Below are 8,167 nucleotides of genomic sequence, written 5' to 3' on the forward strand. Positions count from 1 at the left end.
CCCCCGAATGAATTGGGAATGGGGGCTAAGCCCCCAAACCCCCTTAGGCTCCGCCGGATGGGCCCCCGACCCGTCGGCTCCGCCTTGCCCCATCGGCTCCGCCTTGCCCCATCGGCTCCGCCTTGCCCCATCGGCTCCGCCTCGCACCGCCGGCTCCGCCTCGCACCGCCGGCTCCACTCGCACCGCCGGCTCCGCTCGCCCGCCTGGGTCCGCTCGCCCGTCCGGGTTCGCTTACCCGCCTAGCTCCGCTCACCGCCTGGCTCCGCCCGCACGGCCCGTCGGCTTGCATACCGTAGGGTGCGTTTCATGAAGGTAGGCCAGCTCGCTCCGAACTTCGAGCTTTCCGATCAGTCCGGCACCACGCGCTCGCTGGAGTCTCTCCTGGCCGGTGGGCCTGTGGTGCTGTTCTTCTATCCGGCGGCGAATACGCCGGTGTGTACTGCCGAGGCGTGTCATTTTCGGGATCTGGCAGGTGAATTCAAGGCGGCCGGGGCGAGTTGCGTGGGGATCAGCACCGACTCGGTGGAGGTGCAGGCCGGGTTCGCGGAGAAGCAGGGGCTGGGGTATCCGGTGTTGTCGGATGTGGGCGGGAAGGTGGCTGCCGAGTTCGGGGTGAAGCGGGGGCTGTTGGGGGCGCTGGTCCCGGTCAAGCGGACGACGTTCGTGATCGACCCGGATCGGACCATTGCGAAGGTGATCAACAGCGAGTTGCGGGCCGCTGTGCATGCGGATGAGGCGCTGGAGTTCTTGCGGTCGCGGGGGTAGTCCGGAGTGGCGTTGCCCGGCGCGCTGGTGGTGCGGGCATACGCTGGGGCTATGACTACGCCAGGCTCGGAGACTGTGCCCAGCGGGGATGCGCCGGGGCGCTCGCGTTCGTCGTTCGTCACGTGGCGGAATCGGATCATCGCGCTGGTGGTGCTGGCGGTGGTGGTGTGGGTGGCGTATCTGATCCTGGCGGCGTTCATTCCGCGGTGGTGGGCGCAGCGGATTGCCGAGATGGTGAGCGGGAGTTTCTCCAAGGGCATTTGGTACGGGTTGATCATCGGCATTGTTTGTACGGCGGTGCCACTTTTCTTGTTGTTGATCGCGGGACTCAGTTGGCGGAAACGGGGCGGTCCGTTTATTGCGGGGGCGGCGGCCGTGCTCGCCATCATTACGGCCATCCCGAATTTGATGACGCTGGCCATCGTGGTGGGCAACTCCAATGCCGCACACGCCGGTGAGCGCATTCTCGATGTCGACGCGCCCGCCTTCCGCGGCGCCACCCTGGTGGGCGTGATCGTGGCCGCGGTGGTGTTCTTGCTGGTGGCATTTCTCTTGGTGCGCAGGCGGATTCGCCGGCATCGTGCCGAGAAGCAGCGGGCGCAGCAGGAAAAGCAGCGCGTGTCGCCGGAACCTCCCGCCGCGCCGCCCAGCAGTGAGCAGCCCTGATACGCGCACGCGACACGCGTGATCGATGTCACGTCATTCGAGAACGCCGTGACGGACGAGCGAAATCGTGGCAAACTTTGACGTGCAAGTGACTTTTCGTTGATGCTCCGCTAGCTGCCGGTCTGGCCGACACAACTCGTCACTTGGCTGCTACGAGAGGGCTGGCACGGTGACCAAGTGGTTGAATCCCATTGAACAGCGAGCTTGGCGTACCGTCATAGCGTTGATGACCCGCTTGCCCGCTGCCCTGGACACCCAGTTGCAACGCGAGTCCGGGATTACTCATTTCGAATACTTCGTCATGACTCTGCTGTCCGAAGAACCGGGCCATCGGTTGCAACTGAGTGAGCTTGCGCAAAAGGCAAACGCATCGCTATCGCGCCTGTCGCACGTCGTTTCCAAGCTCGAACGCCTCGGCTGGGCCGAACGCGTGTCCATTTCCGGTCGCCGCGGCGCCCAGGCCGTCCTCACCGACGCCGGATTCCGCAAGGTCACCGAGGCCTCCCCAGGCTATCTGGAATGCGTGCACGGCTTGGTATTCGACGGCCTGGACAAAGAGCAAACCAAACAATTGCTCGAGCTCGGCGAAATTCTGGTGGCGCAGTTGGACAAGGGCATGAGCCGCGGCCTGGGCCGCTCCGGACGCCCCGTCTCGCACCTCGACGTCGACAACGGCGGCTAGCCGCCGACTCCGTCCCGACGCGAAAGGCGTTGCCGCTCAGCCCTCTTCGCCGAGCAGCCGATCGCCCCGGGCGAGCAGCACATCGGTGTCGAAGCAGGTGTGCGTACCCGTATGGCAGGCCGCCCCCTCCTGATCCACGATGAGCAGCACGGTGTCACCGTCGCAGTCGAGGCGCACCTCGTGCACGTACTGGGTGTGCCCGGAGGTCTCCCCCTTCACCCAGTACTGCTGCCGCGACCGCGAATAGTAGGTGCCCTTGCGGGTTTCCAGGGTGCGGGCCAGGGCCTCGTCGTCCATCCACGCCATCATGAGCACGTCGCCGGTCGCCCGTTCCTGCGCGATGGCAGCGAACAGTCCGTCGGAGTTGCGCTTGAGGCGGGCGGCAATGGCGGGATCGAGACTCACCGGACCACGATACCTTCGTCGCGCATGGCGTCCTTGACCTGCGGAATGGTGAGGTCGCCGAAGTGGAAGACGCTGGCGGCGAGCACCGCGTCGGCGCCCGCCTGCACGGCCGGGGCGAAGTCGCCGACCTGGCCCGCGCCGCCGGAGGCGATGACCGGGACGGAGACGGCGGCGCGGACGGCGCGGATCATGGGCAGATCGAATCCGGCCTTGGTGCCGTCGGCGTCCATGGAGTTGAGCAGGATCTCGCCGACGCCCAGTTCCGCGCCCCGGATGGCCCATTCGACGGCGTCGATGCCGGTGCCGCGCTTGCCGCCGTGCGTGGTGACCTCCCAGCCCGAGGGGGTCGGCGTGGAGCCCTCCGGAACGGTGCGGGCGTCCACCGAGAGGACGATGCACTGCGAGCCGAAGCGCTCCGACATGGCGCGCAGGATCTCCGGATTGGCGATGGCGGCGGTATTGACCGAGACCTTGTCCGCGCCCGCGCGCAGCAGGCGGTCCACATCCTCGACGGTGCGGACACCGCCGCCGACGGTCAGCGGGATGAAGATCTGCTCGGCGGTCCGGGTGACCACGTCGATCATGGTGCCGCGGTCGCCGGTGGAGGCGGTGACATCCAGGAAGGTGAGCTCGTCGGCGCCCTGGGCGTCGTAGGCGGCGGCCAGTTCCACGGGATCGCCCGCGTCGCGCAGGTTTTCGAAGTTGACGCCCTTGACCACGCGGCCGGCGTCGACGTCCAGGCAGGGGATCACACGCACTGCCAATGTCATTGCTCTACCTCTCCTCGGACGTGATCGGCGGTCTCGCTGATCAGGTCCAGTAGTTCCTCGTGCACGCCGGGGGCGGCGGCCAGCACCGAACCGGATGCGATGGTCCAGTCCCGGCCCAGCAGATCGGTGACGACGCCGCCGGCGGCGCGCACCAGGGCCACGCCCGCGGCATTGTCCCAGGGGTGGTGACCGAACACCACGGCGCCGCCCAGCACGCCGGATGCGGTGAACGCCAGGTCGATTCCGGTGGAGCCGTGCATGCGCACCCGGCCGGACAGGCGGCTGAGCGCACCCAGCAGGTTGAAGCGGAAGATGCCCGGAATGCGGCCGGCGCCATCGATATTGAACGAGCCGAAGCCGATCATGGCGTCCGACAGCTTGCCGCGCTCCAGCGGGCGCATCTGCTGCCCGTTCAGATACAGCGGCCCGTCGGCGACGGCGGCGTAGCGCTGGTTCAGTCCCGGCAGCCAGGTCAGGCCGAGCACCGGCACGCCGTCCCGGACCAGCGCCAGCAGCATTCCCGAAAGCAGGTGTCCCGCAGAGTAATTGAACGTTCCGTCAATGGGGTCCAGCACCCAGGCGGTGCCGGTGGCGAGCTGGGGGCCGCCGAATTCCTCACCGTGCACCGGGAATCCGGTGCGCTCGTGCAGCCGCGCCGACAGGGTGCGCTCGAGTTCCAGGTCCAGTTCGGTGGCGAAGTCGTTGCGCCCCTTCTGGACCGCGCTCGGCGCACCGATGCCCTCCACGAAGCGTGGTGCGGCGTCGTCGAGCAGACCACTGGCGATACTGAGCAGCTCGGCGAGTTCGGCGGCCATCGGTGCTATCGAACCGCTGCGAGAGCTTCGGGCAGGGTGAACCGGCCCGCGTACAGGGCCTTCCCGACGATCGCGCCCTCCACGCCCTCCGGGACCAGCGTGGCGATGGCGCGCAGATCGTCGAGGGTGGAGACGCCGCCGGAGGCGATCACCGGCGCGTCGGTGGCATTGGCGACCTCGGTCAGCAGATCCAGATTGGGCCCGCTCAGCGTGCCGTCCTTGGTGACGTCGGTGACCACGTACCGCGAGCACCCGTCCCGCTCCAGCCGCTCCAGGGTCTCCCACAGATCACCGCCATCGGTGACCCAGCCGCGCCCGCGCAGCCGCCACTCCCCCTCGATGAGCTTCACATCCATGCCCACGGCAATCCGGTCCCCGTATTCGCCGATGGCACGGCGGCACCACTCCGGATCCTCGATGGCCGCGGTCCCGAGATTCACCCGCGCACACCCCGTGGCCAGCGCCGCCTTCAGCGACTCGTCATCGCGAATGCCCCCGGACAGCTCCACCTTCACATCGAGCTCGCCGACGACCTGCGCCAGCAGTTCCCGATTGGACCCCTTGCCGAACGCGGCATCGAGATCGACCAGATGCACCCACTCGGCCCCATCGTTCTGCCAAGCCAGCGCCGCATCCCGCGGCGACCCGTAGCTGGTCTCGCTGCCGGCCTCTCCCTGAACGAGGCGAACGGCCTCACCATTGGCGACATCGACGGCGGGTAGCAGCACAAGACTCACGCGAGCATCCTAGTGGTTGCCACGGGATGGCCCGCTATCGGCCCAGCTGCTCAATTCGGGCGGTTCCACCCTTTGGTACAGAACACGCCCGACGATCGAGGGCCGCGATCCTGTGGCGGCGCCTGACCGCAGGCCATGAACCAGCGCGATCGGCCCTGATCGTCGAAGACCTGTACCGCCGGGGTGGCGCGCCCGGCGGTGACCGGTTGTGAGCAGTTCCGCCACAGCGAGTCGTCGTCCTCGCGCTCCGGCTGATAGGTCCAGTCCAGCCAGAGCATGTCCAGCTCGGAGGTCGAGGAGACAAGTTCCGCCCAGGCGATCCAGCCGTACTCCGGATGGCGTTGGGCACGCAACTCGACCTGCCGCTCCCGGATGGGCGTGCCCATTGCGGTGCTGGGATCGCCGACGGTGACCGGCCGCACCGACGGGTCGGGTGTACGCCGCTCCCCGCACAACCCGTACATCAGCAGCGGTGAATTCGTGCGCGGTACATGCGAGTTCGCCGTTCCGGTCCAGTCGTCCCAGCGGAGGCCGACACCGGTCCCCGCGCCGATTCCGAGCACGGCCGCCACCGCGCAGGCCAGGGCGAGGCGCAGCCTCCCGTGTTCAGTCATCGGGCCGGTTCCAGCTGGTGCAGTTGTTCGCGGACCGCCCGGGCACCTGGAATTCCGCGGGCACGGATGCGCAGGCCCGGAACCAGCGGCGCCCGCCGTGCTGGTCGCGCGCCCGCACGCCCGGCGTTTGATGCACCCGATTGACGACGGCGCCGGGGCACCGCCGCACCTGCGAGCCTTTGCCGCCGGGGACATCGCTCCACTCCAGCCAGGCCGTGTCCCGGTCCGACTTGGGTTGTGCGAGATAGGAGTACGCGATCCACCCCACCGACTCCTCCACTTGGACGCGCAATTCGATCAGTTGGCCCGGGTGCGGACTGCCCGGCGGGCCGTATCCGACGTTCAGTTGCACGAATCCGACGCTGTGCTGGACGGATACCGATTCGGCGCAGGGCGGGACCGCCGCGGACTGTGCCGCGACCACACGCCTGGTCACCGCGAACCCCGCCGCCACCCCGGCCACGAGCGCCGCGACCACGGGTACCACGAGGACCCGGCGCAGTCCGGTCCACCGCTGCCGGGCCACGGGTGCGGCGAGCGCGACCGGCCGACCGGATTCCAGCACCGATTCCACTGTGTCGTCGTCGAGTTCGGCGTCACTCGACACGCTCCCATTCGGCCCTGCGGTCCCATTCGGCCCTGCGGTGCCGACGGCCACGACGGTTCGACGACGCATTTCCCGGCCGCGATCGGCTCGTGCGCGGCGACGTGATTCGTGCAGCCGGTTCCAGGCGGCCAGAATGGATTCGCCGACATCGAGCTCGGCGTCCGGAAAGGCTTCGTCCAGTTCACGGGCAAGGTACGCCGCCAGCCGGTGCGCGGTCTTGCGGTTCGCGGGCAGCGTCTCGCCCCGGAACCAGTGGTACACGCTGCTGGTCTCGCCCATCTCGCGCCACACGTCACCGCGCGTGATCCCCGCCAAGTCGACGGCCGCGGCGATCAGCTCACCGAACTCGCGCACCTCCCCGACCGCTTCCGCCCGCAGGTGCAGATCGGCGAGCTCGGGTGCATCCGAAGCACCACCCACGAGCGCAGAGCCTACGTGAAAAACCGCAGGCCACAAAGACTTCCATAGTTCGCCCACAGTGTTCCGCAGACCGGAGCCGCGCTCGGGCACGGTTCGATTGGAGACGCCGAAAGGCAGCGCTCGACCCGTGAAAGGAATCGTCTTGAAAACCAGCAAAATCCGCACCCTCGCATGGCTCGCCGCCGCGGTCACCGGATCAGCGGCACTGCTCACCGACACGGCCGCCGCCGCACCCGGTGGCGGCGCGGGCGGCGGCTGCTCGGTCAGCGCGGCCACCATGCCGGCGAGCGCACTCGTCGGCGACGGCGCGCGGCGCATCGCGACCCTCGACTTCGCGCGCATGTACGGCTCGGTGTGGACCGCTCAGGCCAACGGGCAGACCTATTACTGGGCACGCGGCAACTCCGACAACGGACAGGTCGGCTGGCTGTCCCTGACCGTCCGGTCCCCCGCCGGCGGCGAAACCTGCACCTTCCCGATCACCGGCGACGAGGGAACCGACTATGTCCGCACCGTCGCGGTGTCGACCACCTTGCCGCTGACCATCTGCCTGGCCCGCATGGACACCGCTGTCGCCGAGTGGCCCGAAAACTGCTGGAGCCGTTGATATGTCTTCGAACCCCACGCCGCGTAAGCGAGTTCAGCGTGCCGCGCCGCGGAGACAGCCGTCGAACCGCTCGCAATCCACCGCACCGGCCGCGCCGCCCCCAGCCGACGACCCGGCCGCGGTTCCATGGTGGAAACGCCCATTGACCTGGCTGGCCGGACTCTTGGTCCTGGTGATCGGCGGCTTCCTCACCACGCAATTCGAGACGATCGTGGGAACGACGCTCGGCAAACCGGCGGAGAAGATCGGCAGGGACATCATTGTCGAGGACCTCACGCAGGTTTTCGATCCGGCATCGAACTGGGTGGTGCCGGCGGGCGTCGACCCCGCCCCGCTGCTGTCGGTGAACGAGCTTCGTGCCGATTACGGTGTGCCGTGGCTGCGCGAGCACGGTGGCGTAGCGGTCGGCTCGATGACCTGGGAGCTGACAATCAAGGCGGAGCGATCGAGCGCAGTCGAGGTCGTCGATATCGTGCCCGTGCTGGCCGAACCCTGTAGTGCGCCACTGTCTTCTGGCTATGGGTACCTCGACGAACATGCCGAAGGCGCGACCGACAAGATGGTTTTGGTGACCGATGTCTCGGCGCCGCGGCCGGTCTTCGATCGACAGGGCGTGGATTCCACGGGCGACCGGATCGATGTTCCCTCCTTCTTCACTCAGCAGCGCATCAGCCTGCCCAAGTTGGAGCGGAATACCATCGCATTCACGACCAAGATCACCGACGGTCACTGCAAGTGGACCTACCGGCTCGACTACATCGCCGAGTCCGGGCGCGAATCGATGACGATCACCGCACCCGGCGGGAAGTCGTTCGAAGGCACGTCCGGGATGACGGAACGAACCGCCTACGACTGGGTCGTGCCCAACGTGTCCGAGGCCTGCGGCGAGGTCGAGCCGACCGTCCGGCCCCGGTGGGACCGGGCCGAACTGCTGGCCCGCGCGAGCGAGGACCTGTCCTGCTGGGGCGCGTCCTGACGTGCGGTGGGGGGGGCGCCCCCCCCCGCCCCCCCCCCCCCGCGCGCCGACCCCCCCCGCCAATTGCAAGACCTGGATCCCGCCGGGGGGCCGCGACAAGGG

11 protein-coding genes are annotated in these 8,167 nt (G+C 68.2%); 5 read left to right on the forward strand and 6 right to left on the reverse strand.

All coding sequences use genetic code 11. The features are described 5' to 3' along the window. Positions 1-307: 307 nt before the first annotated feature. The 3 genes from ACFVIV_RS38335 to ACFVIV_RS38345 all read left to right on the forward strand — a co-directional run bounded on the left by ACFVIV_RS38335 (position 308) and on the right by ACFVIV_RS38345 (position 2,114). Positions 308-766, forward strand: coding sequence for a peroxiredoxin (locus ACFVIV_RS38335; protein WP_379205125.1), 459 nt, complete (start codon positions 308-310; stop codon positions 764-766). A 51-nt stretch (positions 767-817) separates the two neighbouring features. After that, on the forward strand, positions 818-1,432 hold the full coding sequence (locus tag ACFVIV_RS38340) for a permease (RefSeq protein WP_379205126.1): 615 nt from the start codon (positions 818-820) through the stop codon (positions 1,430-1,432). 226 nt (positions 1,433-1,658) lie between these two features. Further along, entirely contained in the window at positions 1,659-2,114 is a 456-nt protein-coding gene (locus tag ACFVIV_RS38345) for a MarR family winged helix-turn-helix transcriptional regulator (protein WP_379205166.1), read from the forward strand. Between the two features lie 36 nt (positions 2,115-2,150). On the opposite strand, the gene hisI is transcribed toward ACFVIV_RS38345, so the two are convergent. Genes hisI through ACFVIV_RS38375 form a run of 6 tightly spaced genes read right to left on the reverse strand, consistent with a single transcriptional unit; the run spans position 2,151 to position 6,482 of the window. Continuing rightward, complete coding sequence (gene hisI, locus ACFVIV_RS38350) at positions 2,151-2,519, reverse strand: phosphoribosyl-AMP cyclohydrolase (protein WP_379205128.1); 369 nt, start codon at positions 2,517-2,519, stop codon at positions 2,151-2,153. After that, positions 2,516-3,289, reverse strand: a complete 774-nt coding sequence (hisF, locus tag ACFVIV_RS38355) for an imidazole glycerol phosphate synthase subunit HisF (RefSeq protein ID WP_379205130.1) — start codon at positions 3,287-3,289, stop codon at positions 2,516-2,518. Before hisF ends, hisI begins: the two co-directional genes overlap by 4 nt. Further along, positions 3,286-4,104, reverse strand: coding sequence for an inositol monophosphatase family protein (locus ACFVIV_RS38360; protein WP_379205132.1), 819 nt, complete (start codon positions 4,102-4,104; stop codon positions 3,286-3,288). The genes hisF and ACFVIV_RS38360 overlap by 4 nt, the downstream gene beginning before the upstream one ends. A 5-nt stretch (positions 4,105-4,109) precedes the next feature. Next, positions 4,110-4,841, reverse strand: coding sequence for a bifunctional 1-(5-phosphoribosyl)-5-((5-phosphoribosylamino)methylideneamino)imidazole-4-carboxamide isomerase/phosphoribosylanthranilate isomerase PriA (gene priA / locus ACFVIV_RS38365; RefSeq protein ID WP_379205134.1), 732 nt, complete (start codon positions 4,839-4,841; stop codon positions 4,110-4,112). 50 nt (positions 4,842-4,891) lie between these two features. Further along, a complete protein-coding gene (locus ACFVIV_RS38370) occupies positions 4,892-5,455 on the reverse strand; it encodes a hypothetical protein (protein ID WP_379205135.1) in 564 nt (187 codons plus the stop codon). Further along, positions 5,448-6,482, reverse strand: coding sequence for a helix-turn-helix domain-containing protein (locus tag ACFVIV_RS38375; RefSeq protein ID WP_379205136.1), 1,035 nt, complete (start codon positions 6,480-6,482; stop codon positions 5,448-5,450). Before ACFVIV_RS38375 ends, ACFVIV_RS38370 begins: the two co-directional genes overlap by 8 nt. 142 nt (positions 6,483-6,624) lie before the next feature. Here ACFVIV_RS38375 and ACFVIV_RS38380 point away from each other — a divergent pair, with 142 nt between their 5' ends. Further along, positions 6,625-7,089, forward strand: a complete 465-nt coding sequence (locus ACFVIV_RS38380; protein ID WP_379205137.1) for a hypothetical protein — start codon at positions 6,625-6,627, stop codon at positions 7,087-7,089. Between the two features lie 172 nt (positions 7,090-7,261). After that, positions 7,262-8,065 (forward strand): hypothetical protein, encoded by an 804-nt coding sequence (locus tag ACFVIV_RS38385; RefSeq protein ID WP_379205139.1) that lies wholly within the window; start codon positions 7,262-7,264, stop codon positions 8,063-8,065. Positions 8,066-8,167: the final 102 nt, after the last annotated feature.

The sequence above is a fragment of the Nocardia sp. NPDC127526 genome (assembly GCF_042672265.1).
Classification (GTDB): domain Bacteria; phylum Actinomycetota; class Actinomycetes; order Mycobacteriales; family Mycobacteriaceae; genus Nocardia.

Bases quoted from the DNA above. Each gene is read 5' to 3' on its own strand.
- hisF (WP_379205130.1), bottom strand. From the start codon at position 3,289: ATGACATTGGCAGTGCGTGTGATCCCCTGCCTGGACGTCGACGCCGGC.
- ACFVIV_RS38360 (WP_379205132.1), bottom strand. From the start codon at position 4,104: ATGGCCGCCGAACTCGCCGAGCTGCTCAGTATCGCCAGTGGTCTGCTC.
- ACFVIV_RS38345 (WP_379205166.1), top strand. From the start codon at position 1,659: ATGACCCGCTTGCCCGCTGCCCTGGACACCCAGTTGCAACGCGAGTCC.
- ACFVIV_RS38340 (WP_379205126.1), top strand. From the start codon at position 818: ATGACTACGCCAGGCTCGGAGACTGTGCCCAGCGGGGATGCGCCGGGG.
- ACFVIV_RS38335 (WP_379205125.1), top strand. From the start codon at position 308: ATGAAGGTAGGCCAGCTCGCTCCGAACTTCGAGCTTTCCGATCAGTCC.
- ACFVIV_RS38370 (WP_379205135.1), bottom strand. From the start codon at position 5,455: ATGACTGAACACGGGAGGCTGCGCCTCGCCCTGGCCTGCGCGGTGGCG.